Source organism: Natronomonas salsuginis, from assembly GCF_005239135.1.
GTDB lineage: Archaea > Halobacteriota > Halobacteria > Halobacteriales > Haloarculaceae > Natronomonas > Natronomonas salsuginis.
Genome location: NZ_QKNX01000006.1, coordinates 46,142 through 70,303 on the forward strand (window position 1 = coordinate 46,142; position 24,162 = coordinate 70,303).

Genomic DNA, 24,162 nt, shown 5'->3' on the forward strand with positions numbered 1-24,162 from the left:
GTTAGACCTCCACCTCCGCCGCTTCGCCGAGGGCCGCTTTGACCTCTTCGGCGAGTTCGTCCGCGTTGAATCGGACGCCGTTGTACTTGTTGATGCGTTTCACGCGGCTGAGCGTGTCGTGCTCGATGAGGTCCGCGAACTGCCCCGTGGCGTTACACTCGACGACGATCGTCTCCTCGGCCGCCTCGACCTCCTCGGTGAGGTCCGGGCGCGGGAAGATGTACGGTACCGAGATGAACCGAACGTCGATGTCCTCCTCGGCCAGCATCTCGATCGCCTCCCGCATCGCACCCTCGTTAGATCCCCACGAGACGACGAGCGCGTCCGAATCTGGATCGCCGAACTCGCGGTAGCTCCAATCTTCCTCCTCGTGCGCGGTCTCGACTTTCCGCTCGCGCTTGTCGACCTGCTCGATCCGCATGTCGGTGTCCTCCGTCCGGCGGCCCAACTCGTCGTGTTCGAGGCCGGTCGACATGTGCGCGCCGCCCGCCGTGCCGGGGAACGCTCGCGGGCTGACCCCGTCGTCGGTGAGCGCGTGCGGCTGGAACTGGCCCTTCTCGTTTTGCCACTCGTCGATCGTCTCGTCGTCGACGACCTTGCCGCGGTCGATCTCGACTGCGTCCATGTCGAACTCCTCGGGAGCGAACGTCTGCTCCGTGACCGCGAGCGCGAGGTCGCCCGTCAGATACACCGGCATCTGGTACTTTTCGGCGAGGTTGAACGCCTCGATCGCCTTGTGGAAACACTCGGCGATGTTCGTGGGCGCGAGGACGAATCGGGGAATCTCGCCGTGCCCGCCGTACAGCATCTGGTTGAGATCGCCCTGTTCCTGCTTGGTCGGCATCCCCGTCGAGGGGCCCGATCGCATCACGTTACAGATGACGAGCGGCGTCTCCGAGGTCGCGACGAGACCGAACGTCTCGGTCATCAGATCGATTCCTGGCCCGGACGTGGCGGTCATCGATCGCGCACCTGCGCGAGCGCCGCCGAGCGCCATGTTCACGGCCGAGAGTTCGTCCTCGGCCTGTACGACGATCCCGCCGTACTTTTCGATCCGCCCTTTCAGGTACTCCATCACGTCCGTCGCGGGCGTGATCGGATAACCGGCGTAGAATCGGCACCCGGCGACGAGCGCGCCCATGCCGATCGCTTCGTCGCCGTTCAACAGGACGTAGTCGTTGTCCGTCGTTTCGAGGTCGTACGGCGTCGAGAGGTCGTGCTCCTCCTCGACGTACTCCGCGCCGAGCCTCGCGGCCTGCTTGTTGTTCTCGACGATCGCCTCACCCTTCCCCCCGAAGCGCTTTTCGAGCGACTCGTCGAGGTATTCGATGTCGAACCCTGAGACGGAACAGGCGGCGCCCAATGCGACGATGTTCCGCATGATCGCCCCACCGGCGTCCTCGGCGAGCCGCTTCAGCGGCACGTCGAGCCCCGTCATCTCGCCCGGTGCCTCGAAGTCCGACATCATCGATCGCTCGCCGTCGTAGATGACGATAGAGTCGTCGTGCAGTTCGTCGAGGTTCTCCTCGACGGTCCGTTCAGTGAGGGCGATCAGGATGTCGAGTCTATCAACGACGCTCTCGACGCGGTCGACCGACGTCCGAACCTTGTATGCGGTGTATCCGCCACGGATTCGCGATGCGAAATCCTTTGAGGTAAAGACGTGGCGCCCCGCACGGGAGAGCGCCTGGGCGAAGATCTTCCCAGTCGAGTCGATCCCATCGCCGGCTTCGCCGCCGACGGCCCAGTTTAGGTCCTCTGGCATGCTACGTCGTGGTTCAACACGACGGACGTTAAGCCTTCTGAATACGCCCGTCTCTCTTTGATTCTCTGGCCAACGAATTCCCTCCGGAGAGTTTTCCACGCTCACTAACGAACCCGCCGACCGCTTCGAAAGCGCCTTGCGGACGGAGCGATCCATCCCTGTATGGACTCAATCGAGACGACCGTGACCGCGATCCACGACGTCGGTACGAACGCGGTCGCCATCGAGATCACGACACCGCCGGGCTTTAGCGCCGTCCCCGGTCAGTTCGTCAAGCTTTCGGCGACGATCGACGACGAGACGGTCGCCCGCTTTTACACCGTCTCCTCGCGCGACACGCGAAACACGTTCGAACTCACCGTCAGCTACGACCCCGAGGAAGGCGGCGAGTTCAGCGAGTACCTACTCTCGCTTTCGTCCGGCGATTCGATCACTATCACCGGCCCATTCGGCGACGACTACTACGAGGGCGAACCGCGCGTCGTCGTCCTCGCTGGCGGTCCCGGTATCGGCCCCGCGGTTGCGATCGCCGAACGCGCGCTCGCCGACGGCCACGAAGCCGCCGTCGTCTATCGCGACGACGACCCGATTCACGAGGATCGCCTGGCCACGTTGGCGGCGGGCGGTGCCGACGTGTTCGTGCTCGCCGACGAGACCGATCTCACCGACGCCGTCGCCGACGTGCTCACCAACGACGACGGTGAACAGGTGTTCATCTACGGGTTCGCCGACTTCCTCGGGGACGCAGAAGCGGCGATCGAAGCCGCCGGCGGCGATCCCGACGCCGCGAAAGCCGAGAACTTCGGCTGATCGGCGAGCCGTCTGCTCCCGGCCGTTTATATACGAAGGCGCGACCAGCGACACCATGCGCTGAACGACGACCGCGGTCCGCCCGGGCTGGCGTGTGGCATACGGGCCGCGGAGAGGAAGTGTGCCGCCTGCTCGCCCTTTCTCAGCGTCAGTGCTCCACGAACTCGATCAGCATCCCGCCAGTCGATCCGGGATGAAGGAACGCGACGTCGTGTCCCCACGCCCCCCGTCGCGGTTCCTCGTCGATCAACTCGACGTCGACGTCTGCGGCGGTTTCGAGCGCCGCCTCGATGTCATCGGTCTCCAGCGCGATGTGGTGCAGTCCCGAGCCGTGCCGCTTGAGATATCGCGCGATAGTTCCGTCATCCTGCGGTTCGAGGAGCTCGAAGTAGCCGTTCTCGAGTTCGAGAAAGATGACCTTTAGCTCCTGAAACCGCTCCTCGTGGGCGATCTCACAACCGAACAGATCCTCGTACAGGAAGGCGAGTCCCTCGGCATCGTCGGTCGCGACGCCGGCGTGATCGAAGCGCATACCGGCGTCTCGATGGCCGGGGACAAAAACGCGCGGGAACGCGTCCGGTCGATTACCCCTGGTACTCCCCAAAGACGTCCCGCATCGCGTTACAGATCTCGCCGGTCGTCGCGTACGCCTTCACGGCGTCGATGATCGGCGGCATGACGTTCTCGCCGCTGTCGGCGGCGTCCTTCAGCGCTTCGAGCGCCTCGTCGACGGCCTCCTGATCGCGGCTCTCGCGCAACTCCTGCACCCGCTCGCGCTGTTCGCGCTGCTCTTTTTCGCTGACCTCCTCGATATCCTCCTGTGGCTCCTCGTCGACTTCGAACTCGTTGACGCCGACGATGATCCGCTCGCCGGTCTCGATCTCGCGTTGGCGCTCGAAGGCGGTGTCCTGAATCTGCCGCTGGACCCACCGCTCTTCGACGGCCTGTCGCATCCCGCCGTGCTCGTCGACCTCCTCGAGCAACTCGAACGCCTCGGCTTCGAGTTCGTCCGTCAGACTCTCGATGTAGTATGAGCCCGCCAGCGGATCGATCGTGTCCGCCGCGCCCGATTCGTGGGCGAGAATCTGCTGTGTCCGAAGCGCCGTCCGGACGGACTGCTCAGTTGGGAGGCTGAGCGCCTCGTCCTTCCCGTTCGTGTGGAGGCTCTGCGTCCCGCCCAGGACCGCCGCGAGCGCCTGATACGCGACCCGGACGACATTGTTTTCGACCTGTTGGGCGGTCAGCGTCGATCCCGCGGTCTGGGTGTGGAACTTCAGCTGTTTCGAGGCCGGCTTCTCGGCGTCGAAGCGCTCGTCCATGAGCTTGTACCACATGCGGCGGGCGGCGCGGAACTTCGCGACCTCCTCGAGTACGTTGTTGTGTGCGTTGAAGAAGAACGACAGCTGCGGCGCGAAGTCGTCCACGTCGAGGCCAGCTTCGATCGCGGCTTCGACGTACTCGAGTCCGTCGCCGAGGGTGAACGCGAGCTCTTGGGCCGCCGTCGAGCCGGCCTCGCGGATGTGGTATCCGGAGATCGAGATCGTGTTGAAGTTCGGGATCTCCTCGGCGCAGAACTCGAAGATGTCCGTGATGATCCGCATCGACGGCTCCGGCGGGAAGATGTAGGTGTTCCGCGCGATGTACTCTTTGAGAATATCGTTCTGTATCGTCCCGCGGAGCTGTTCTCGGTCGACGCCCTGCTTGTCGCCCACCGCGATGTACATCGCCAACAGGACCGACGCGGGCGCGTTGATTGTCATCGAGGTGGAGACCTCGTCGAGCGGAATCTCGCCGAAGACTGTCTCCATGTCGTCGAGTGAGTCGATGGCGACGCCGCTTTTGCCGACCTCCCCCTCCGCCATGACCGAATCGGAGTCGTAGCCCATCTGGGTTGGCAGGTCGAACGCCATCGAGAGTCCGGTCTGTCCCTCGTCGAGCAGATAGTGGAATCGCTCGTTGGTCTCGGCGGCAGTTCCCATCCCGGCGTACTGCCGCATCGTCCACAGCCGCCCCCGGTACATCGTCGAGTACACGCCGCGCGTGTAGGGTTCCTCGCCCGGGAACCCGGTGTCCGTTCCGTAGTCGATGTCGGACACGTCGTCAGGCGTGTACAGCGGATCGACCGCCTGGCCGCCCGTATCCGTCGTAAACTCCTCTTTGCGTTCCCCGAATCGATCGACGGTCGGACCGTACGTGTCAGCCTCCCACTGATCGTGGCCCTCGCGAATCTCTTCGAGGTCGTCGGCGTCGAACATTATCGATGAATTCGAACCCGTCGGCTTAAGCGTTGGCGGGATGGCCTCGTCGGCTCAGACGCCCTCGATCGGCTCGGACTTCGCGTCCTTCGCGCCCGCGACCGTCTCTTCGACCGCTTCGACCCCTTCGTCGTGGACCAGATCGCCGACGATGACCGTGTCCGCGTGCCGGCCCATCTCGTAGGCCGATTCGTAATCGTCGACGCCGCCGCCGTAAAACGTAGCGGCGTCCTCGACCGCGTCGGCCGCGGCCCGGACCACGTCAGGATCGCCGAACGTCCCCGAATACTCGATATAGATGATTCGCTGGCCGAGCATCTGCTCCGCCACCTCGGCGTAGGCGGCGACCTCGTCGACGTCGAGGTTGCAGTCGGCTTCGGTGTACGTCGCGACCGAGGAGTCGGGATTGAGGACGATGTACGCCTCGGGGAACGTCGCCTCCCAGTCGATCTCGCTGTCGAGTCGCGCCCACTCCTTGTGCGCGCCCGTCACCCAGAACGGGTCTCCGGCGTTGAGCACGATCGGCACGAAATAGCCATCCAGCCCGTCGCGGTGGACGACCGATCCAACGTTCGAGGGCTCGATGTAGACCGGCACGTCGTAGGCTGTCGTGGCCTCGACGACGCGCGCCATCTTCTCCTCGGTCATCCCTGTGGTGCCGCCGATCTCGAGGGCGTCGGTTCCGGTCGCACAGACGTCCTCGAACGTCTCGCCCTCAACGAGCGTCTTGTCGGGATCGATCTTGACGATGTGATCCCACGCTGCCCACGGCGCGCTCATACACCCTCTGTATCGGTGGGTAGCTAAAACCGCTTCGACATTTCACTCCGCGACGGCGCCAGCGTTCGCTTGGGCCTGCCACTCGCGAAGCCGATCCTCGGAGATCCCCTGCACCTCGGCGGCGACCGAGGCCACGTCGGCGTTCCGGAGGTCGTCGAGCGATTCGATCCCGGCCGCCGCAAGCTTCTCTGCGGTTTTCGCCCCGACGCCATCGAGGTCCTCGATCTCGGTGGCCGTCTGTCGCTCCCGGTACTCGGCGTAGTTGCAGATCGGACAGCCGAGTTCCCACGGATCGTCGTCGTCCTCGCCGTCGGTGACGAGCAGATGCGGCAGCCCGTGCTCGTCGCAGCTCTCGTCGGTCACCTCGATCTCGCCGCGTCGCGGCAGCGGCAGCGAGTACTCGCACTCGGGATAGCGCGTACAGCCGACGAGCCGCGAGCCGTTCCGGAGCGTCTTGATCGCCAACTCGCCGCCGTGCTCGTCGCCACATTCGGGACACGCGCCGATGATCTCGTCCTCCGCCTCGTCGGCCTCGTCCGCCTTACACTGCGGACAGCCGTGTACGTACGTACTGCGCCCGGCGAGCATCTTCACCTGTTTGAGACCGTGCTCCTCGCAGGTCTCGTCTATGACGGTCGGCTCGCCGTTGTTCGGGAGTGGCAGGGTGTACCGACAGTCCGGAAACCCGTCACAGCCGACGAAGTACGAGCCGCGCCGAGACCGACGGATGAGGAGGCTCTCGCCGCACTCCGGGCACGGGCCGAGTGTCCGATCCGCCTTCATCGACGTTCTGAGGTGTTCGCCGATCTCCTCTCTGGAGTCGTGGAGCTCCTGGAAGATCGCTTCGAGGATCTCTCTCGACTCGTCGGTGACCGCCTCGTACCCCTTCTCGCCGTCGGCGATCGCCTTCATGTCGGCCTCCAACTGCGCCGTCATCTCCTCGTCGACGATCCGGTCGGCGAACTTCTCGGCGGCCTCGACGACCGCCATCGCGAGCTTCGTCGGCCGCGGCGGGTCGCCCTCGATGTAGCCGCGGTCATAGAGCTTCTCGATCGTGTGGTGTCGCGTCGACTTCGTTCCGAGCCCGCGGGACTCGAGCTCCTCGATGAGCCGCGATTGGCCGCGGCGGCGCGGCGGCTGGGTCTGCTTCGCCTCGATCCGAGCGTCGTCGATCCCGAGCAGCTCACCTTCCGCGACGTCGGGTAGGTGGTTCTCGGCGGTCGATCGGTACGGATACACCTCGTGGTACCCCGGTTCGACGAGTCGCTTGCCGTTGGCCTTCAGGAGACAGCCGTTGGCGTCGGCGACGACCTTCAGGTGCTCCCATTCGGCCGGCTCGGCGACGGTCGCGAAGAAGTGTCGCACGACGAGCTCGAAGATCTCCCACTCGTCCTCCGAGAGATCCTCCTTCGAAGGAATCTCGCCCGTCGGGTGGATCGGCGGGTGGTCCGTCGTCTCCTCGTCGCCCGCGGTCGGCTCGATTGCCTCGGCCGTCAGCAGCGATTCGGCGTCCTCGCCGAACAGGTAGTGCTGGGTGAACGCCGAGAGGAGTTCCTCGGGATCGAGATCGTCCGGGTAGACCGTGTTGTCCGTCCGCGGGTAGGTGATGTAGCCCGCGGTGTACAGCTCCTCGGCGACGCTCATCGCCTTCTGGGCCGACATCCCGAGCGAGCTGGCCGCGCTGATGTACTGGGTCGTGTTGAACGGGTTTGGCGGCTCGTCGGTCCGGCTGCGGCGACGAACCGACTCGACGATCGCGTCCCTGGCCCCCCGCAACTGCTCGAACGCCTCCGTCGCGTCGGCCTCGTTCCAGACGCGCTCGGCCTCGTTGCCGTCCTCGTCCTCGTAGAAGTACTGGGCCTCGAAGCCGACGTCGTCCTTTTGCAGTTCGGCGAACAGCTCCCAGTAGTCCTCGGGGTCGAACGCCTGGATCTCCCGTTCGCGGTCGACGATGAGCTTCAGCGTCGGCGACTGGACGCGGCCGACGGAGATGAAGTCCTCGCCCAACTGCTTCGCCGACAGCGAGAGAAACCGGGTGAGTGCGGCCCCCCAGAGCAGATCGATCACCTGTCTGGCCTCCCCCGCCGCCGCGAGGTCGAAATCCAGCTCGTCGGGGTTCGAGAACGCCTCTCTGACCTCGTTTTCGGTGATCGAGGAGAACCGGACCCGGTCGATCGGTGCGTCGGTCTCCTCGCGGACGAGCTCGTAGGCCTCCTTGCCGATCAGCTCCCCCTCGCGGTCGTAGTCGGTGGCGATCGTGACCGTACTCGCGTCGGCGGCAAGCTGCTTGAGCGTCCGGACGATGTTCTCCTGGGTCGGCGTCTTCACTACGTCTGCGTCGACCAACTCGACAGGCTGGACGTCGCGCCAGTCGGCGTACTCCGGCGGGAAGTCGACGCCGACGACGTGCCCGGAGAGCCCGACACAGCGCGTGCCGCCCCAGCGGTAGACGTTGACGCCGTTTTGGCGGTCGGTCGATGCGCTGTCGCCGGAGAGGATCTCCGCGATCCGGCGCGCCGCGTTGTCCTTTTCGGTGACGATGAGTTCCACAATCGGCTCGGAGTACGCCGACTCCGGGTTTTAACCTTTCGTCGAAAACGTGTTCAAACCAGAGTACGGCGCGCCTACGGGCGTTCGAGCCCGCGTGCGCCTCTTCGCGAAGCGCGGGGAGGGTGGAGGTGGCGCGACCGGACCTACTCCTCCAGCCGCTCGCGGAGCAGTTCGTTGACCGTTCCCGGGTCGGCCGAGCCGCCCGTCTTCGCCATCACCTGTCCGACGAGGAAGTTCAGCGCGCCGCCCTCGCCCGAGTGGTAGTCCTCGACCGCGTCCGGGTTCTCCTCGATCGCCTCCTCGACCGCGGCGGCGACCGCGTCGTCGTCCGTCTTGCCGAGTCCCTCGGCGTCGACGATCTCGTCGGGCGCGAGCCCGTCGTCGAGCATCCGCCGAAGGACGATCTCCTCGGCGTTTTTCACCGTGATCTCGTCGGTGTCGACCAGCTCGACGAGCCGCGTGAACTCGTCGAGTCGCTCGGCGACGTCTGTGATCGCCATGTCGCGGTAGTGGAGCTCGCCGAGCAGGTTGTCTGCGACCCAGGTCGCCGCCAGCTCCGGATCGAACCGCTCGGTGATGCGCTCGTAGAAGTCCGCGACCTGTTTGGTCGAGGTGAGCTTCGCCGCCGCTTCGGCGTCGAGTCCGTACTCCTCGCGGAAGCGCTCGCGGCGGGCGTCAGGCAGCTCAGGAATGTCGATCTCCTCCTTCCAGCTCGACACCCGAAGCGGCGGTAGATCGGCCTCCCGGAAGTACCGGTAATCCTTCTCGGCCTCCTTCGAGCGCATCGAGACGGTGATCCCTCGCGACTCGTCCCAGTGGCGGGTCTCCTGTTCGACCTCGCGCCCTCGCCGAATGGCGTTCTTCTGTCGCGTCTCCTCGTAGGCGAGCGCCTTCTCCGCGCCCTTGTGGCTGGAGATGTTCTTCACCTCGGTTCGGTTCGCCGACTCGAGGGTTTCGCCGGGGATCGATCCGTCGTCGTCGATCGCCTCGGCGTCGACGATCGAGAGGTTCGCGTCGACGCGGAGGCTGCCGTTTCGGGTCACGTCGAAGACGCCGAGGTATTCGAGCACTTCGGTGAGCTTCGCGAGGAAGGCGCGGGCCTCTGCGGCGCTCCGGAAGTCCGGTGCGGTGACGATCTCCATGAGCGGCGTGCCGGCGCGGTTGTAATCGATCAGCGTGTACTCGGCGGTGTCGATCGAGCCGCCGGCGTGCGAGAGGCTGCCCGGATCCTCCTCTAGGTGTGCGCGCTCGATCTCGACGGTCCGGCGCTCGCCGTCGACGCCGAACTCGATCGAGCCGCCGTCGCAGATCGGCGCGTCGTACTGGGTGATCTGGAAGTTCTTCGGCAGGTCGGGGTAGTAGTAGTTCTTCCGGTGAAAGCGGGTCTCCTCGGGGATCGCCGAGCCGAGCGCCTTGCCGACCTTGACGGCCGCCTCGACGGCTCCCTCGTTGAGCACCGGCAGCGCACCCGGGAGGCCCAGACAGACGGGGCAGGTCCGGGTGTTGGGCTCCTCGTCGTCGTCGGCCTGGGTCGAACAGCCGCAGAATATCTTCGTCGCCGTTTCGAGCTGGACGTGGACCTCGAGCCCGATGACGGCCGCGAGGTCACGCTGCTCGGCGGTCTGTGCGGTCATTGATACGGCTTTTCGCGCGCCCGCTTATATGGATTATCGTCCTCGTTCGCGACGAAGACGCCCTCTCCGACTCGCCCGCGCCGACCGGTCCGTGGTGGGTCTCGCCTGTCAGTTCTTTACTACCAGCCTGCCGTCCCTGCTAGCGGTGAACACCGATGGCTCGCCGCGCCACTCGACGTCGAGTCGGTGTCGCGAGAGGAACGGGGCGAGCGTCGCCGTCGACACGACCCCGCGGTACGTTTCGCCCTCGACGACGAGGTGGCCGACTCCCGCCGCGCGCATTCGCTCGGCGGCCTCGACGAGCGTCGCGTCCGGAGACACCGTGACGGGCGGCGACGACATGATCGCTCGGGCGGTCGGGTGGTGTTCGGTCTCGGTCACCGTCACCATGGCGACGACGTCCGACGCGGTGACGATCCCGGCGATCGATTCGTTCTCCTCGACGACGACTGCGGACACGTCGGGGTCGCACAGCGCCTCCGCGACGTCTGAGACCGGCGTCTCTGGTCGAACGGTCGGCGCGAACTCGGGCTGTAGGTCGGCGATGTGTCGGTCGATCATCCTTGTTGTGTGTGACAACACGTTACTACATAGTCTGTTTGGATGTATAGGTTATAATACCTAGTATTATTAGTTCTATATCACGAAAATCAGGGCTTTGTTTCTATTTTCTGGTATTATTCTGACGTATGGTGTCGAAATTGGCACTTCATTTCTCGGTGACGCTCCCGGCTCGCGATCCGTCCCATTCGATCCGCCCCTCGTGGTGGAGTTTGTCGAGGTGCGCTCGGACCGTCATCCCCGCGAGGTCCCGGACGCCCGCGAGGTCCTTCTCGTAGGCCGCGTCGAGGATCTCGGCCACCGATCGATTCCCGGCCTCGACGGCCGCCAGCACCCGGACTTCGCGGTCGAGGCGGTGTCGAATGAGCCGCTCGCAGGTCGCCCCCGGTGCGTCGATAACCGGTCCGTGGGCCGGATAGAGCCGCTCGGAGGCCATCGCCCGAACGCGTCGGAGCGAGGTGAGGTACGCGCGCATGTCCCCCTCCGGCGCGCCCACGACGACGCTCCCCCCCGCGACGGCGAGATCGCCGACGAGAAGCGCATCTCCAGCCTCGAATGCGACGTGTTCGACCGCGTGTCCCGGCGTTTCGCGGACCCGGACCGCGCCGTCGCCGACGGGGATCTCGGTCCCCTCGCGGAACGTTCGGTCGGGTTCGACCCCCGTCGCGTCTTCGAACGCCGCCTCTCGACCGTACCGACACCACACCGTCGCGTCGGTGGCGTCGGCGGACGCCGCGACGCGCCCGACGTGATCGGTGTGGTGGTGCGTCACCGCGACGTGGGCTACCCGATCAAGTTCGGCGTCGATTCGCGCGTCGCTCGCCGCCGGATCGACGAGCAATGCGTCCTCGTGCCCGACGACGTGGGCCGCCGTCTGTCCGGTCGGTGCCCGCGTCGGCACGTCGACCGGGATCCGTTCGATTCGCATACCGGCGTCTCGACGCGCAGCGGTTTATTGCTTCGCCCACGACTCCGGCGCGACCCCCATCCGCCGCACCACGGGCGGGTACGCGATCGTCACCGCCAACACGAGCAGGAGTTCAACCGCAAAGCCCAGATCACCGAGAAGTTCGCGCACCGCGGCGAGGAGGACGAAGACGAGAATCAAAAGCACCAGATAGTGCGGGAGCACGTTGAGGACGCGTTCGGTGTTTTCCATACCTGTTCCCCCGTTCCACGCGTCGAAAACGGTGCCGGTGGCCTCGTCGGCGACCGTCCCACCGAACGGCTTAAACCGCTGACCGGCCTACCGACAGTCGGCAGAGGAAGCCCGGTCCCCGTGGGTCCGGCGGCGTCGCCGCCCGACCTATGAGGAAAGTCCCCCCACCCTCCGGGCAGGTGACCGGGCGCAAGCCCGGGGCGGGAGACCGCCGGCACTGGAACAGAAACGGGACCACCCGCTCCGACCGATGAGGCGCGTCGGCCGTCGACACGGCCGACGGCGGTCGCGGGTATCGCTCGCGACCGCGCGAACCGACCCGAGAGGGAAGAGAGTTAACCCGCCGAGGGACGCGCGAGCGGCTTCGGCCGCGAGCCGACGAGCGGGAACGGATGGAACGGCGAATCCTCACCGGTGCAAGCCCGCCGCAACTGGTAGCCCGGAGACGCGGCGGGCGCTCAGCCGAATGCCGGGTCGAAACAGAAGGGGGCTTACTCTCCTCAGCCGTCTCGAACCGAGAGCGGTGCGTCCGAATCTACGCCTCGAATCCGTCTTCGAACCAGAACGTGCCGTTACGTTGGATGGTCTCGCCATCGATTTCGAGCCGCGAGGCCTCCGAGAGGTCGGAGATCAGATCGACGTGTACCGCCGATTCGTTCCCCGACTCGCCGGCCGGCAGGTTCGAGTCGTAGGCGCGGCCGAGCGCGAGGTGGACGGTGTCGCCCATCTTCTCGTCGAACAGAATGTTGTCGGTGAAGCGGTCGATGCTTCGGTTCATCCCGATTCCCAACTCGCCGAGCCGCCGCGCCCCCGGATCGGTGTCGAGGACCGCTTCGATGGCGTCTTCGCCCTGCTCGGCGTCGAACTCGACCACCTCGCCGTCCTCGAAGACGAGCCGAACGCCCCGGACGCGCCGGCCGTTGATCGTCATCGGCACGTCGAAGAAGACCTCGCCCCCCGTGTCGTACGGCGCGGTAAACACCTCGCCGGAGGGGAGGTTGTGCGAGTCGTAGGCGACCGATGCCGCGGAGTTGACCGCGATCCGGTCGGCGATCGACATCGTCAGATCGGTCCGCGGCTGGTCGTCGCGCTCTTTGACGATCCGGACGGTGTCGCCCCCGTCGAGTCTCGTCTTCACCCGCGCCATCTCCTCGGCCAGCGTCTCCCAGTCGGACAGCACCGCGTCGTACACGAACTCCTGATACTCCTCGTAGGCCATCCCGGCCTGCTGGGCGAGGCTTCGCGTCGGGTGGACCGTCGAGACCCAGTCCGTGTCCATCCGCGCCTCCCGGATCTCGCTGTGCGCGCGGCGATAGGCCGCTCGCGCGCCGGCGTCCACGTCCGCCGTCGCGGCCGTGTTTCGCCCGCCGCCCAGCCGGAGATACGCGTCGGCGTTTTCGAACAGTGCCAGCTCGCCCTCGCTCGCCTCGAACACGCCGTCGTGGGCGCAGAGGTACGCTCTCGTCACTTCGTCGGATCCGTACGTGACCATGAGGTTCGCCCCGATCCCCCCCAGTCGCTCGGCGACGGCGACCGCGAGGTCGTGTGCCCCTTCGGCCACGTCGACGACGACGTCGTCGCCCGGTTCGATCCGCGCACTCCACCCGACCAGCACGTCGGCGTGCTCGCGTACTCGTTCGTCCATGCCGAGCGTTCGCGGCAGAGAGGTATATAAATGCGTGACCGCTGCGCGCCCGCGACCGCTCCGTCGTCCATCTCGCGGAACTCGAAGCGCGCGCCGCCCTCGGCGCTCCCGGCGAGCGAGACGGACAGCTCGTGCACCTGGGCGATCCGGCTGACGATCGTGAGCCCCACGCCGCTACCGCCGTATCCCGTCGAGTAGCCCTGTTCGAACACCTGCTCGCGGTCCTCGGGCGAGATCCTCCTGGCCACCGCCTTCTCGGTACAGTTCGAGGTGTCCGCTCGCGATCGGAATCGGATTGCGAAGATCGTGTGACACCATGCTCGAGAGCTGATCGAGACGTTCGTTTTGCCGCTTCAGCTCCGTCTCACGGTCGCGCAACTCCTGTTCGTGTTCGATCTGGTCGAAGGCCGAGACGAGATGGCCGTGAGCTCTTCGACGCGCTCTTGCAGCTCCCGTTCGGCTCGATACTGGGCGACGGCGTTTCGACCCCGCGTGGCCAGCCGATCGTACTGGGACGCGCCGCGCTTTTGCAGATAGTCCGTCACGCCCGCAGAGATCGCCTCGCTGGCGATCCGCCCGGAGCCCTCCCCGGTAAAGAAGATGAACGGAAGCTCGGGATACTTGCCGCGAACGGTCCGCAGAAAATCGAGCCCGGTTCGTTCGGGCAACTCGTAGTCGCTGACGACGCAGTGGATCGGTCCGGTGTCGAGCGTGTCCAGTGCGTCGTCGACCCGCGTCGTCGTCAGCACGGTCGCGGACGGGAGCTTGCGCTCCAAGAACATCGCAGTGAGATCGAGAAAATCGGCGTCGTCATCGACGCAGGTGAGGTTGATGCCTTACGTTGAACGCCGCGGTTAATACGCTTTGTCGAGTCGTTTTTAGGTCGCTTCGTCGGTCGTGTTACGACAGATCGATGTTCGCCGAGCTGTCGGTCCGGTCGAGCGTGATTTCGAGGACGCCGTTGTTGAACGACGCTGACGCCGAGTGCTCGTCGACGCGTCCCGGCAGTTGGATTCGCTCTTCGTACTCGCTCGTGGTCGTCGTGGCGGCGACAGTGACGTTCCGGCCGTCGCACTTGATTCGGAGGTCGTCTTTGTCGACGCCCGGGAGGTCCGCGACGACGCGGATCTCGTCGTCGGTCTCGTACACCGAGACGTGGGCGTCGCCGCCGAAGCCGGCATCGGCCGCGTCGATGCCGCCCGCCATCCCCTCCATCATTCGCTCTATCTCGCTGAAGATGTCGTCGAACGGGTCGTCGCGGTCATCACGGCGCATTGTACACTCACCGGTAGGACGGAGGTCGTCAAAAGCCTTCTGTCGATGTCGGACGCTGCGGTTGCGCCGACCCCGTCAGAATCCGATCTCCATCGTCCCGTTCGTCCGCTCGATCGACTCGGCGGCGTCGGCCGTTCCGAGGACGGCCCGGATCGCGTCGACGTTCTCGGGGACGACGTCGGACTCCTGGTGGATGGCCTGAAACAGGTATAGATCCGAACCCTCCACCGACACCGATTCCGACCAGATGCAGTTCTCCCAGATGTCCGCCCGCGGGCGGCCGCGGTCCATCGCGAACTCCTTGAGCGCCCCCGCGCCGTCGATTCCCGCCCCTTCGGGGATCAGGAACGTACGCGTCTGCTCGTCGAGCAGTTCTCGAACCGCGTCGGCGTCCGGCGTCGATTCGAGCGTCACGTTCACCGAGTGGGTGTGCATGAGCGTCGCGGGCACCTTCAGCCCGAGCGTGTCGATGGCGAGATCCGGGAAGATCGTGTTCACGTCGGGGCCGTGGTGGGAGGGGAGGCTCACCGGGTTCGGCAGGATGTCGTTGATCGGGCCGCGGCCGGTCTGGGCGGGGTCGCCACCGCGCCGGACCAGCGTGACTCTGGCCTTTTCGACGCCGTACTCCTCCTGCAACGGGGCGAGCAGCCGCGAGAGGCCGGTCGTGTTACAGGAGACGACGCGGACGTGATCCGCGCCGGTCGCCTCGTCGAAGTTCCCGCGGGCGTTGAACGAGACGTCGACGAGGTCGGCGTCCTCGCCGCCCTGGTACAGCGCGGGCGTGTCGTGCGCCTCGTAGAGCGATTTGTTGTCCGCGCCGATCCCAGACGGACAGGCGTCGACGACGATGTCTGCGGCCTCGACCATCTCCTCGACGGTGCCCGCGAGTTCCAGTCCGGCCTCGTCAAACAGGTCGATCCGATCCTCGATGGCCGCGTACAGCGGGTAGCCGTTCTCGATCGCCAGTTCGGCCTCGTGGTTCGGGCGCGTCTTCCCGACGCCGATCAGTTCCATGTCCGGTTGCAGCGCCACGGCGTCGGCGACCCGCTTGCCGATGGTCCCGTACCCGTTGACCGCGACCTGAATGCTCATGTGCGTGGGTGGTCGGCCCATCGGAATAACCGTTTCTCTCCCCAGCCGTCGGGATTGCGGCCGATCGGACAGACGAGACCGGACAGGAACGGCTTTCCGGTCGCCGACCCAACCGCCGATTATGAGCGATACCGAGCCGATCGCGATCGAGGATCCGGACGCGGTCGCGGCAGCCGCTGGGACGGCGATCGAGCAGTGTCTGGCGGTCTCAGCCGGCGAAACGTGCGTCATCGTCACCGACGACAAACGCCGGCCGATCGGGGAGGCCCTCTATGTGGCCGCCCTCGACGCCACCGACGACGCCGTGATCGTCCGGTATCCGCCGGGCCCCCAACACGGCGCCGAACCGCCCGAACCGGTTGCGGCGGCGATCCGCGAGGCCGACGCCTTTCTCGCCCCAACGACGAAGAGCATCAGCCACACTCGAGCGCGCTCGAACGCGACGGCCGAGGGCGCTCGCGGCGCGACGCTGCCCGGGATCACCGAGGAGGTGTTCACCGTCGGCCTCGACGCCGATTACGATGCGATCGCCGCCGAGTGCGACGCGATGCTCGACCGCGTCGAGGGGGCCGACGAGATCCGCGTCACATCCCCGCAGGGGACCGACATCACCTTCGAGGTGGGCGAGCGCCCCTGGAACGAGGACACGGGCATCGTCCACGAGCCCGGCTCCTTCTCGAACCTGCCCGCCGGCGAGGTGTTCGTCAGCCCCGAGTCCGCGACGGGGACGTACGTCGTCGACGGGACGATCCGTCCGCACGGCCTGCTCGCCGAGGGGCAAACGGTCACGATCGATGTCGAGGACGGCTATCTCACGCACATCTCTGACGAGGCGATCCGCGCCGACGCCGAGGCGGCCGCCGAACAGGTCGGGGACGCGGCGTACAACCTGGCGGAGCTCGGCATCGGGACGAACCTTGGCGTCACCGAACTCGTCGGAAGCGTTCTGTTGGACGAGAAGGCCGCGGGGACGGTCCATATCGCCTTCGGCGACGACGCGGGCATCGGCGGCGACACCGACGCGCCGATCCACATGGATGGCATTCTCCGAGAGCCGACGGTGTACGTCGACGGCGAGGCGATCGAGCTGCCATCACCCGCGACCTGACGCGGGCTTTCTGCACCCCAGAGCCACGGCCTTATACGGCTGGACGGTCAACTCCGCTCAATGAGTCATCAGCGCGTCGCGGTCCGATGTCCGTCCTGCTCTCCCGCCGAGGAGACCGTCCACGAGGTACTGAACCGCGGGGGCGGCGTCACCGTCAGGTGCAGCGAGTGCGGGCAGGTCCACAAGACGGCGCTCGAGGCGGAGGCGACCGTCGACCGCCGCGTCATCGTCTCGCAGGGCGACGAGTCGATCAGCGCTCGGGTCGACATCCCACCGGCGGAACGACTCGTCGTCGGCGACGAGTTCCTCGTCGAGACCGACGAGGCCATCCTGACTGCACGGATCACCTCGCTCGAGAAATCCGACGGCTCCCGGGGCGACGGGGCCGACGCGGCGGACGTCGAGACGATCTGGGCCCGCGCCGTCGGCAACGTCACGGTCAACCTGACGCTGCACCCCAAAGAAGGGACGCACGACGAGTCCAGAAGCGTCCGCATCCAAGTACCCGGCGACGAGGAGTTCGTCATCGGCCGCACCCACGAGTACGGCGGCGAGGAGTTCAGCGTCGAGCGCATCCTCGTCCGCGAGGACGCGACCGACTACGAGCGCACGGACTTCGACTTCGCCGGCGATTCCGTGCTCGCAAAGGACATCAAACGGATCTACGCGCGAGATGAGGACGCCCGAACCCGCGCGTGGTCGGGCTGGTGAGTTCGGGGTGATCGAGCGTGTTCCGGCGTGACTCAGGCGTCGACTTCGAGGCGGCCCGCCAACGGATGGTCGATTCGCTCGTCGCGTCCGGGCGCATTGAGCGGCAGGCGACGGCGGACGCCCTCCGGGCGGTTCCGCGACACGAGTTCGTCCCCGAGTCGCGTCGCGCCGCGGCCTACCGCGACCGACCGCTGCCGATCGGCGCGGGACAGACGATCTCCGCGCCGCACATGGTCGCGATTATGTGCGACATCCTCGCACCCGATCCCGGCGACGAGATCCTCGAGATCGGCACCGGCTGCGGCTATCACGCCGCGGTGACCGCCGAACTCGTCGGCGCAGAGCACGTCTACACCGTCGAGTACGTCGACTCGCTCGCGGCCGACGCCGAGCGCCGTCTCGACAGGCTCGGCTACGGCGACGTCGCCGTCCGCGTCGGCGACGGTTGGGAGGGGTGGCCCGAACACGCCCCCTACGACGGCGCGTATCTCACCTGCGCCGCGCCGGAGCCCCCTGACGCCGTGCTCGACCAGCTCCGCGTCGGCGGGCGGCTCGTCGCGCCGATCGGGACGGGTCGACAGACGCTCATCGAGGCCGTCCGAACTGCCGAAGGCGTCGACAGACGGACCCACGGCCCCGTTCAGTTCGTCTCGATGCAAGGCGGCGAGTAGCCCGGGCCTGGGGATCAGCGCTGGTCGAACCGTCGCCGGCCGCTCGATTCAATAGGATCGGGCACTGACCCTGGCGTATGGATCCCGTGGTGCTCCGAGACGACATGGTCGACAGCCTCGAACACGAGGCCAAGGCCGTCGTCGGCTCGGAGCGGGTCAGCGTCGCCATGCGAACGGTGCCGAGGGAGCCGTTCGTCGACGAGGACGCCGCGGCCTACGCGGATCGCTCCTTCGAGCGGCTCGGAACGCGCGTCCTCTCGCCGAGTGCGGCCGGTCGTCTCTTCGAGGCGCTGGACGTTCGCCCCGACGACTCGGTGCTCGTCGTGGGCGTCGGCGTCGGCTACACCGCCGCGGTGCTCGCCGAACTCACCGATGAGGCCAACGTCCACGCCGTCGACATCGCCCGCCGACTCGTCTACGAGGCCCGATCGAACCTCGATTCAGCCGGCTACGGCGGCGTCCTCGTCGACTGCCGCGACGGCGCTCGAGGGCTGCCCGAGTACGCTCCCTACGACCGGATCCTTCTGGAGGCCGCCGCCATCGAGCCGCCGCGAGCCCTGCTCGACCAGTTGGCCCCCGGCGGCCGGCTCGTGATGCCGCTCGGCGGTGCGGCCCAAGAACTCGTCGCCATCGAGGGCGGCGAGCGGATCGAGTACGGCACCGTCGCCTACCACCCGATGCTCGTCGACGGCGAGCAGGTCGATACGATCGAGCGAAACCGGACCTATCGCGAGGATCGCGAACACGCCCGCCGAGCCGCCGAGCGACGGAAGGGGTGGGAGCAGACGTGGATCGACTGGGATCGGGTTTAACACCGCAAATACGGTCTCACTCATTGACCGGTGATTGTAGACACTATCGTCAATTCTGGCGTTGTGAGCTTTCTTGCGTGCGTTTTGCTCGCAGTGTTTGATCACTGGTCGCGTAGACCTGTCACGACAGGCTTCACGGAGATCACTCCACGAGTACATCTTGTCGGCCAGCAACGCTTGCAGGTCTTCGGCGTTCCGCCGAAAGACCTGCGGCCCGATATAGCTGTGATATGTTTTTTGTGGTTAAATGAGTGTCCATGATAGCAAGTGACTCCGCGTCAACGAGCAGCGTCGACTACACTGGGGTGATCGCACGACCCGCCGAGTGACGACAATCCGACGGAGCAACCATGGCGTCGACTACACTGGGGCGATCGCACGACACTGTTGTCTCGACGGTGGAAACGCAAGTCATCGGGAGCCGGAACGTCGCGAACCCTGTGCCGTCGGTGCTCTGGGGCTGACGGCGGTAGTGCGCTTTCCTCTCTCCGAGCGAACGAGTGCCCGAGAGGAACGTATTCAGCATCCTCGTCACCCGCTCACCACGAGCAACGCCGTGTTCCCCCGTTCGTCAGCGTACTCGCTTCCGGCCGGCGGCTTGACCTCGAACTCGATCGTCCCGTCGCCCTGATTCGGGCGAAGCTCGGGTGTTAGCCGCAGCTCCGCGACGCCGTTTTGGTCGGTCGTCGCCGTCTCGACGCCGTCGAGTCGTGCCGAGCCCCCGCGGGCGATGACCGTCGCGTCCGAGACGGTCTGGCCGTCGGGATCGACGACCGAAACCTCGATCGTCTGCTCGCCCGGCCCGACGACCTCCGGTTCTGGGTGAACGTCCAACTCGATGACCGCCAACCCCGAGATCCCCGAGATCATGTTCATCATCACCGAGAGACTCGCGACGCCGACGACCAACGCGATGACGAGTCTCACCGGCAGCCCTTCGATACCACGCGTATCCGATCTAAACCGCTGTATCCGTCGCATGGGTCGTTTGGCCCCGTATTGGTATATAAACTGTCGCCCGGAACCCAGGGGTGGGCTCCAATACGCCGGCTCCCTGCGACGGTGAACGAACTGCGCCACCCGTCAGCGACTCGCGGGTGATCGAACGCGGCAGTTCCACTGCCCGGCGTACCGCTTTCGATGCCCGAACCAGAAGCGACTCCAAGACAGGTCACGAACGATATGTCGATGGCGGCCCCCAACCGAAACCGGCGTTCCAGACGGGAGTACCTCCGGGACCTCGTCGCGGTCGGCGGAACGGTCGCGCTGACGGCGTGTCTCCAGGAGACAGATCCGACCGTTCCGACCGGCGACCCGGCCGAACGGCCGCACCGCCAGCACGCTTGGAACGACGTGCTCCGGACCGACGAGCACGGGAATCGTCGCCCGCCGAAGCACCACGTCTTGGTGCCGCTTCGCCTCGTCGTTACGCCGACCGAGGAGCCCCGGACGCAGGTCGAGACGGCGCTTCAGTCGCTCGAATCCGCGTACGCTTTCGATCCGGAGGGCTTGCTTTTCACGGTCGGATACGCCCCGGCGTACTTCGAGCGAATCGGCGCTGAGCCGCCGATCCCGTCACCCGAACCGCTGACGCCGATGGAGTCGCCGACGCTCGACGCGTTCGACGCGCTCGTCCACCTTGCGAGCGACGCCCCATCGGTCGTCCTCGAGGCCGAGGAAGCCCTCCTCGGATCGGTCGACGAACCCAACGGCGTGTCGATGGACGCCACCTTCGAGGGCGTCTTCGAACGCGCCGAGCCGCGCCGAACCGGCTTCGTCGGCCCCGGACTGCCCGCGGCGCACACCGACGTCGACGGCGTCCCCGACTCAGTTCCGGAGGACGCGCCTTTCTTCATGGGATTTCGTTCCGGTCTCGCGGAGAGCCAGGCGTCCGAGGACCGCGTCACCATCGAAGAGGGCCCGTACGCCGGCGGGACGACAACGCACGTCGAGTCGCTGTCACTCCAGTTGGAGACGTGGTTCGAACAGGAGGGCCGCGCCCAGCGCGTCGCCCGGACGTTCAGCCCCGAGCACGACCCCGAATCGATCGGCGACATCGGTGAGGGACTCGGCGCGTCCACGGGCGTCGTCGGCGATATTGCCGAGAAGACGGCCGAACACGCTCGAACCCGCGGCGTGGTCGGTCACGCCCAGAAGGCGGCTCGCGCCCGCGACGAGGACGGGGCCCCGCTCCTGTTGCGACGGGACTTCAACACCGTCGACGGCGATCGCCCCGGAGCCCACTTTCTCGCTCACCAGCGACGCATCGAGGAGTACATCAGGGTTCGCCAGGCGATGGCCGGATTGGATCTCGCGGGCGAAGGCGTCGGGCAGCGCCACAACAACGGCCTCCTGCAGTATATTTTCGTTCGACGCCGTGGAAACTACCTGATCCCGCCGCGCGATCGGCGCGCGCTCCCCAACACACACAGATGACGAAACACACACGCCCACCCACACACCGGACGACGAACAGCTACTCACGCCGTGCGCTGCTCGCGGCGAGCGCGTCGATCGCGGCCGGAACGGCTGGCTGTCTCGGCGGCGTCGGCGGGAACAGCCCCGACGCGGCGCAGCCAGAACCGATCGAAACCGACGACGACCTGCCCGAGCGGCCGCAGGTGACGAACCCGCCGGATGCGGTGTACCTCCCCTCTCACCGGGAGTCGATGGTTATGCTGTCGCCTATCGAGGTGGGCGAGTACGCGATCTCACCGCACGTCTCGTTCCCCCACCACTTTTGGCTTGTCACGGGAACCGAAACCGAGGAGGTCGCCCCGAGCGAGTACGGCGTTCACCTCATGCTCGCTGTTCGGGACGCGGAGACCGGACAGCTACTTCCGGTCGACACCGGGGCCGAAGTCATCGTTCGGCGCGACGGCGAACGAATCGACCAGCGGATCCCGTGGCCGATGATCGCCCAGCCGATGGGGTTTCACTTCGGGGACAACGTCGCCCTCCCTGGCCCCGGTACCTACACCGTCGAGGTGACGTTGAACCCGATCGGAGCCCGCAAGACGGGCGGCTTCGAGGGGCGCTTCGAAGAGCGCGTCTCGACGACCTTCGAGTTCACCTACGACGACGAGGTCCGTCAGGAACTGATCGAGGGCGTGACGTTCGTCGAAGAGGACCGCTGGGGCACGCCCGGCGCGCTCGAACCGATGGGACACGACGGCGGCCACGGTGGGGGACACGACGGCGGCCACGGTGGGGGACACGACGGCGGAGGCAACGGCCACAACCACGGTGGATCGCCGTCGGGAATGTTGCCGCCGGCCTCGGCGTACCCCGGTCGGGATCTCGGATCGCCGTCGATCAGCGACGCCGCCTTCGTCGCTCGCTATCTCGAACGTTCGCGGCTGAGCTCCGACGGCGGCGGTTACCTCCTCGTGTCGCCGCGTACGCCCTACAACCGGTATCCGCTGCCCGACATGGCGCTGTCGGTCGCCGGCTCACTCGATGGCGAGTTGGTCCAGACGATCGACGACGAACTCGGCCACCACTACGGTCTCGCGGCCGAGTTGTCCCCCGGCGACGCGCTCGAGTTGGTGGTTGAGACGCCACCGCAACTCGCCCGCCACCGCGGCTACGAAACCGCGTTTCTTGAGTCCGGATCGATGCGTCTGGAGGTGTCCGAGTGATGCGCGAAAACGAATGGAGTCGATCCCGGCGGCGAGTGCTCCGCGCCGCCGCCGGTGTCGGCACGCTCGCGCTCGCGGGCTGTGTCGGCGGCGACGAGCCGCCCGAGGAGCCGACGGAATCGCCCGACGCCGAAGATATCGACCCGGATCTCAGATTGAACGGTCGCGTGCTCGCGTCGTCGTTCCCGATCCGGCTCCGCGATCCCGACGAGGAGGCGGTCGTCACCGAGGTCCACTGGCACGGCGAGGGGTGGAGTCACTGGCACTTCCAGCCGCTCGAAATCTCGCTCGATGACACGCGTACACTCCAAGTGGTCGCGTTGGATCAGGACCTCGAGCCGATACCGCTCGGCGAAGACGACGCGTATCAGGTGGTCGTCCGTCGAACCGAGGAGACGGCTGCGGATCTCCTCGAGGTCGGCGTGGCGGACGATCGGATCGAGTTCCGCGGGACGACCGCGGGCGAGGGACAGCTAGTCTTCGAGCTGCGACACGACGGCGAGCGAGCGTGGCTCTCCCCACCGCTCGAAACCGCCGTCGAGTAGCGATGCGAAGCGGCATTGGGAGTATTACGCCGCGTGGTTCAATCTCTGTAGCCTGCCAACGATTTCGAGCGCGGCGATACTGGGTGCGGTTAGCGGAGTTCAAACAAATCTCCAACGTGTCTGTGCCCCGCGATTGAATTCGTGGGATTTCTCCTCGCACTGACGTTAGCAACCTGTCCCGCGTGACCGGCCCTGCGAGGACATCACTGACGGGGATTTCGACCGAGCCCTCGGTTCACTCAAACCTCCGTTGTACCGTACCCTAGAATGATACTCGTGATACCGCTATATCCGAGCGGTCAGCATGGACGTTTCCACGAAGCGCTCTCTCCCACTTTGCGTGGGCATACTCGTGATCCTCCTCGCAAACCCAGCGACCGTCTCCCCGGGGATGGCCAAGGCCCCGCCGGAGCCCGTCTGTGGCGTTTGTACGAGCGCGCTCGACGAGGCTGCAGGTGATCACGGGGTCTCCCTCCAACGCGGCGAGAGCAGGATGACGATCCAGTTGTCGCGAAACGGACGTGCGGAATTTGTCGCCCACGTCGAGCTAACGCAGGGTGCGGATCGACTCCGAAATGACTCGCTTCGAGACACGATCGTCCGAGACGTCTCCTACATTCTCGTCGACGATCGAGTAGATCTCCGGACCGCGATAGTTGACGGCGACCTACGTGTTCGATACGCGTCTCGCGACGTTGCGCACACGACGCTCGGCGTCGTACAGTTCGATGCGTTCCACACCCGAGGCGCACCCCCGCTTGCCACCGGTGGGGAGGGGAGTCCGTACCCGGGAGCCGATCGGTTGACACTGCGGGCACCCCCCGGATACGAACTCCACGGTTCCCACGGCGATTTCACCAACGAGACATCGGCCCGCTGGCACGGAGACAGCCACGAGCGATATTCGGGCCACATCGAAGAGGACGTCACCATCTCGTTCAGTCCCGAACAGTCGCGTTTCCCGAACGTCCGGATTGCAGCGGCAAACTTCCTCGACTGGGTGGGTTCTCTCGGTGGCTGAGCTGTGTCGACTTGGCCTCGCTAAGCTCGTCTGGCCCGTATCTCTCGGCGATGCGTGAATCTCCATCCCGATGAACGGTTGGATATTGAACTGCCATCCCCGCACAGTTTGTAAAGCGGTTTCGAAT

Annotated in this window: 23 protein-coding genes, 1 other RNA gene and 2 pseudogenes; 10 read left to right on the forward strand and 16 right to left on the reverse strand. The window is 66.1% G+C overall.

Annotation, left to right across the window (positions count from 1 at the left end; genetic code table 11):
- Position 1: 1 nt before the first annotated feature.
- Positions 2-1,765: a 2-oxoacid:acceptor oxidoreductase subunit alpha gene (locus tag DM868_RS12895; protein WP_137277253.1), complete on the reverse strand. Its 1,764-nt coding sequence runs from the start codon at positions 1,763-1,765 to the stop codon at positions 2-4.
- 162 nt (positions 1,766-1,927) lie between these two features.
- Here DM868_RS12895 and DM868_RS12900 point away from each other — a divergent pair, with 162 nt between their 5' ends.
- On the forward strand, positions 1,928-2,575 hold the full coding sequence (locus tag DM868_RS12900) for an FAD-dependent oxidoreductase (protein WP_137277254.1): 648 nt from the start codon (positions 1,928-1,930) through the stop codon (positions 2,573-2,575).
- Positions 2,576-2,723: 148 nt separating this feature from the next.
- On the opposite strand, the gene mce is transcribed toward DM868_RS12900, so the two are convergent.
- From mce to DM868_RS12940, 8 genes are all read right to left on the reverse strand, one after another.
- A complete protein-coding gene (mce, locus tag DM868_RS12905) occupies positions 2,724-3,107 on the reverse strand; it encodes a methylmalonyl-CoA epimerase (protein ID WP_137277255.1) in 384 nt (127 codons plus the stop codon).
- A gap of 52 nt (positions 3,108-3,159) precedes the next feature.
- On the reverse strand, positions 3,160-4,830 hold the full coding sequence (locus DM868_RS12910; protein ID WP_137277256.1) for an acyl-CoA mutase large subunit family protein: 1,671 nt from the start codon (positions 4,828-4,830) through the stop codon (positions 3,160-3,162).
- A 54-nt stretch (positions 4,831-4,884) separates the two neighbouring features.
- Positions 4,885-5,610: a phosphoglycerol geranylgeranyltransferase gene (locus DM868_RS12915; protein WP_137277257.1), complete on the reverse strand. Its 726-nt coding sequence runs from the start codon at positions 5,608-5,610 to the stop codon at positions 4,885-4,887.
- 42 nt (positions 5,611-5,652) lie between these two features.
- Complete coding sequence (locus DM868_RS12920) at positions 5,653-8,160, reverse strand: DNA topoisomerase I (RefSeq protein ID WP_137277258.1); 2,508 nt, start codon at positions 8,158-8,160, stop codon at positions 5,653-5,655.
- 143 nt (positions 8,161-8,303) lie between these two features.
- Positions 8,304-9,794, reverse strand: a complete 1,491-nt coding sequence (gatB, locus tag DM868_RS12925) for an Asp-tRNA(Asn)/Glu-tRNA(Gln) amidotransferase subunit GatB (protein ID WP_137277259.1) — start codon at positions 9,792-9,794, stop codon at positions 8,304-8,306.
- 108 nt (positions 9,795-9,902) lie between these two features.
- On the reverse strand, positions 9,903-10,355 hold the full coding sequence (locus DM868_RS12930; RefSeq protein WP_137277260.1) for a CBS domain-containing protein: 453 nt from the start codon (positions 10,353-10,355) through the stop codon (positions 9,903-9,905).
- A gap of 148 nt (positions 10,356-10,503) precedes the next feature.
- Complete coding sequence (locus tag DM868_RS12935; protein WP_137277261.1) at positions 10,504-11,283, reverse strand: MBL fold metallo-hydrolase; 780 nt, start codon at positions 11,281-11,283, stop codon at positions 10,504-10,506.
- Positions 11,284-11,307: 24 nt separating this feature from the next.
- Positions 11,308-11,514 (reverse strand): hypothetical protein, encoded by a 207-nt coding sequence (locus DM868_RS12940; RefSeq protein WP_137277262.1) that lies wholly within the window; start codon positions 11,512-11,514, stop codon positions 11,308-11,310.
- A gap of 99 nt (positions 11,515-11,613) precedes the next feature.
- Between DM868_RS12940 and rnpB the strand changes: the two genes are divergently transcribed.
- An RNA gene (gene rnpB, locus DM868_RS12945) (RNase P RNA component) lies at positions 11,614-12,020 on the forward strand.
- Positions 12,021-12,049: 29 nt separating this feature from the next.
- On the opposite strand, the gene DM868_RS12950 is transcribed toward rnpB, so the two are convergent.
- From DM868_RS12950 to DM868_RS12970, 5 genes and pseudogenes are all read right to left on the reverse strand, one after another.
- The gene (locus DM868_RS12950; protein ID WP_137277263.1) at positions 12,050-13,159 is read right to left on the reverse strand and encodes an aminopeptidase; all 1,110 of its coding nucleotides are present in this window, start codon (positions 13,157-13,159) and stop codon (positions 12,050-12,052) included.
- A 134-nt stretch (positions 13,160-13,293) separates the two neighbouring features.
- Positions 13,294-13,407: pseudogene (locus DM868_RS15840) on the reverse strand (hypothetical protein); the annotation flags it as partial.
- A gap of 105 nt (positions 13,408-13,512) precedes the next feature.
- A complete protein-coding gene (locus tag DM868_RS12960) occupies positions 13,513-13,992 on the reverse strand; it encodes a response regulator (protein ID WP_137277264.1) in 480 nt (159 codons plus the stop codon).
- Positions 13,993-14,059: 67 nt separating this feature from the next.
- Complete coding sequence (locus DM868_RS12965) at positions 14,060-14,434, reverse strand: Hsp20/alpha crystallin family protein (RefSeq protein ID WP_137277265.1); 375 nt, start codon at positions 14,432-14,434, stop codon at positions 14,060-14,062.
- Between the two features lie 75 nt (positions 14,435-14,509).
- A complete protein-coding gene (locus DM868_RS12970) occupies positions 14,510-15,526 on the reverse strand; it encodes a type II glyceraldehyde-3-phosphate dehydrogenase (RefSeq protein ID WP_137277266.1) in 1,017 nt (338 codons plus the stop codon).
- Between the two features lie 121 nt (positions 15,527-15,647).
- Between DM868_RS12970 and DM868_RS12975 the strand changes: the two genes are divergently transcribed.
- From DM868_RS12975 to DM868_RS12990, 4 genes are all read left to right on the forward strand, one after another.
- Positions 15,648-16,634, forward strand: a complete 987-nt coding sequence (locus tag DM868_RS12975; protein WP_137277267.1) for an aminopeptidase — start codon at positions 15,648-15,650, stop codon at positions 16,632-16,634.
- Between the two features lie 60 nt (positions 16,635-16,694).
- Positions 16,695-17,345 (forward strand): HVO_0476 family zinc finger protein, encoded by a 651-nt coding sequence (locus tag DM868_RS12980; RefSeq protein ID WP_137277268.1) that lies wholly within the window; start codon positions 16,695-16,697, stop codon positions 17,343-17,345.
- 17 nt (positions 17,346-17,362) lie between these two features.
- Entirely contained in the window at positions 17,363-18,016 is a 654-nt protein-coding gene (locus DM868_RS12985) for a protein-L-isoaspartate(D-aspartate) O-methyltransferase (protein WP_281280721.1), read from the forward strand.
- A gap of 77 nt (positions 18,017-18,093) precedes the next feature.
- Entirely contained in the window at positions 18,094-18,828 is a 735-nt protein-coding gene (locus DM868_RS12990) for a protein-L-isoaspartate O-methyltransferase family protein (protein WP_137277269.1), read from the forward strand.
- Here DM868_RS12990 and DM868_RS12995 read toward each other — a convergent pair.
- Both DM868_RS12995 and DM868_RS13000 read right to left on the reverse strand, forming a co-directional pair.
- Positions 18,826-19,123, reverse strand: a pseudogene (locus DM868_RS12995) (transposase); the annotation flags it as partial. The gene DM868_RS12990 and the pseudogene DM868_RS12995 overlap by 3 nt on opposite strands.
- Before the next feature lie 236 nt (positions 19,124-19,359).
- Positions 19,360-19,809 carry a DUF7382 domain-containing protein gene (locus DM868_RS13000; protein ID WP_137277270.1) on the reverse strand — a complete coding sequence of 150 codons (450 nt, stop codon included), beginning with the start codon at positions 19,807-19,809 and terminating at the stop codon, positions 19,360-19,362.
- A gap of 207 nt (positions 19,810-20,016) precedes the next feature.
- Here DM868_RS13000 and DM868_RS13005 point away from each other — a divergent pair, with 207 nt between their 5' ends.
- The 4 genes from DM868_RS13005 to DM868_RS13020 all read left to right on the forward strand — a co-directional run bounded on the left by DM868_RS13005 (position 20,017) and on the right by DM868_RS13020 (position 24,035).
- A complete protein-coding gene (locus DM868_RS13005) occupies positions 20,017-21,264 on the forward strand; it encodes a DUF7405 family protein (protein ID WP_137277375.1) in 1,248 nt (415 codons plus the stop codon).
- Positions 21,261-22,469, forward strand: coding sequence for an iron transporter (locus DM868_RS13010; RefSeq protein WP_137277271.1), 1,209 nt, complete (start codon positions 21,261-21,263; stop codon positions 22,467-22,469). The genes DM868_RS13005 and DM868_RS13010 overlap by 4 nt, the downstream gene beginning before the upstream one ends.
- Complete coding sequence (locus DM868_RS13015; protein WP_137277272.1) at positions 22,469-23,014, forward strand: hypothetical protein; 546 nt, start codon at positions 22,469-22,471, stop codon at positions 23,012-23,014. Before DM868_RS13010 ends, DM868_RS13015 begins: the two co-directional genes overlap by 1 nt.
- A 304-nt stretch (positions 23,015-23,318) precedes the next feature.
- Complete coding sequence (locus DM868_RS13020) at positions 23,319-24,035, forward strand: hypothetical protein (RefSeq protein WP_137277273.1); 717 nt, start codon at positions 23,319-23,321, stop codon at positions 24,033-24,035.
- The last annotated feature ends 127 nt before the right edge of the window (positions 24,036-24,162 follow it).

What these genes read in the sequence shown, in the direction of transcription:
- DM868_RS12895 (WP_137277253.1), bottom strand. Translation starts at nt 1,765, where the DNA reads ATGCCAGAGGACCTAAACTGGGCCGTCGGCGGCGAAGCCGGCGATGGG.
- DM868_RS12900 (WP_137277254.1), top strand. Translation starts at nt 1,928, where the DNA reads ATGGACTCAATCGAGACGACCGTGACCGCGATCCACGACGTCGGTACG.
- mce (WP_137277255.1), bottom strand. Translation starts at nt 3,107, where the DNA reads ATGCGCTTCGATCACGCCGGCGTCGCGACCGACGATGCCGAGGGACTC.
- DM868_RS12910 (WP_137277256.1), bottom strand. Translation starts at nt 4,830, where the DNA reads ATGTTCGACGCCGACGACCTCGAAGAGATTCGCGAGGGCCACGATCAG.
- DM868_RS12915 (WP_137277257.1), bottom strand. Translation starts at nt 5,610, where the DNA reads ATGAGCGCGCCGTGGGCAGCGTGGGATCACATCGTCAAGATCGATCCC.
- gatB (WP_137277259.1), bottom strand. Translation starts at nt 9,794, where the DNA reads ATGACCGCACAGACCGCCGAGCAGCGTGACCTCGCGGCCGTCATCGGG.
- DM868_RS12930 (WP_137277260.1), bottom strand. Translation starts at nt 10,355, where the DNA reads ATGATCGACCGACACATCGCCGACCTACAGCCCGAGTTCGCGCCGACC.
- DM868_RS12935 (WP_137277261.1), bottom strand. Translation starts at nt 11,283, where the DNA reads ATGCGAATCGAACGGATCCCGGTCGACGTGCCGACGCGGGCACCGACC.
- DM868_RS12940 (WP_137277262.1), bottom strand. Translation starts at nt 11,514, where the DNA reads ATGGAAAACACCGAACGCGTCCTCAACGTGCTCCCGCACTATCTGGTG.
- DM868_RS12950 (WP_137277263.1), bottom strand. Translation starts at nt 13,159, where the DNA reads ATGGACGAACGAGTACGCGAGCACGCCGACGTGCTGGTCGGGTGGAGT.
- DM868_RS12965 (WP_137277265.1), bottom strand. Translation starts at nt 14,434, where the DNA reads ATGCGCCGTGATGACCGCGACGACCCGTTCGACGACATCTTCAGCGAG.
- DM868_RS12970 (WP_137277266.1), bottom strand. Translation starts at nt 15,526, where the DNA reads ATGAGCATTCAGGTCGCGGTCAACGGGTACGGGACCATCGGCAAGCGG.
- DM868_RS12975 (WP_137277267.1), top strand. Translation starts at nt 15,648, where the DNA reads ATGAGCGATACCGAGCCGATCGCGATCGAGGATCCGGACGCGGTCGCG.
- DM868_RS12980 (WP_137277268.1), top strand. Translation starts at nt 16,695, where the DNA reads ATGAGTCATCAGCGCGTCGCGGTCCGATGTCCGTCCTGCTCTCCCGCC.
- DM868_RS12990 (WP_137277269.1), top strand. Translation starts at nt 18,094, where the DNA reads ATGGATCCCGTGGTGCTCCGAGACGACATGGTCGACAGCCTCGAACAC.
- DM868_RS13000 (WP_137277270.1), bottom strand. Translation starts at nt 19,809, where the DNA reads ATGCGACGGATACAGCGGTTTAGATCGGATACGCGTGGTATCGAAGGG.
- DM868_RS13005 (WP_137277375.1), top strand. Translation starts at nt 20,017, where the DNA reads ATGGCGGCCCCCAACCGAAACCGGCGTTCCAGACGGGAGTACCTCCGG.
- DM868_RS13010 (WP_137277271.1), top strand. Translation starts at nt 21,261, where the DNA reads ATGACGAAACACACACGCCCACCCACACACCGGACGACGAACAGCTAC.
- DM868_RS13015 (WP_137277272.1), top strand. Translation starts at nt 22,469, where the DNA reads ATGCGCGAAAACGAATGGAGTCGATCCCGGCGGCGAGTGCTCCGCGCC.
- DM868_RS13020 (WP_137277273.1), top strand. Translation starts at nt 23,319, where the DNA reads ATGGACGTTTCCACGAAGCGCTCTCTCCCACTTTGCGTGGGCATACTC.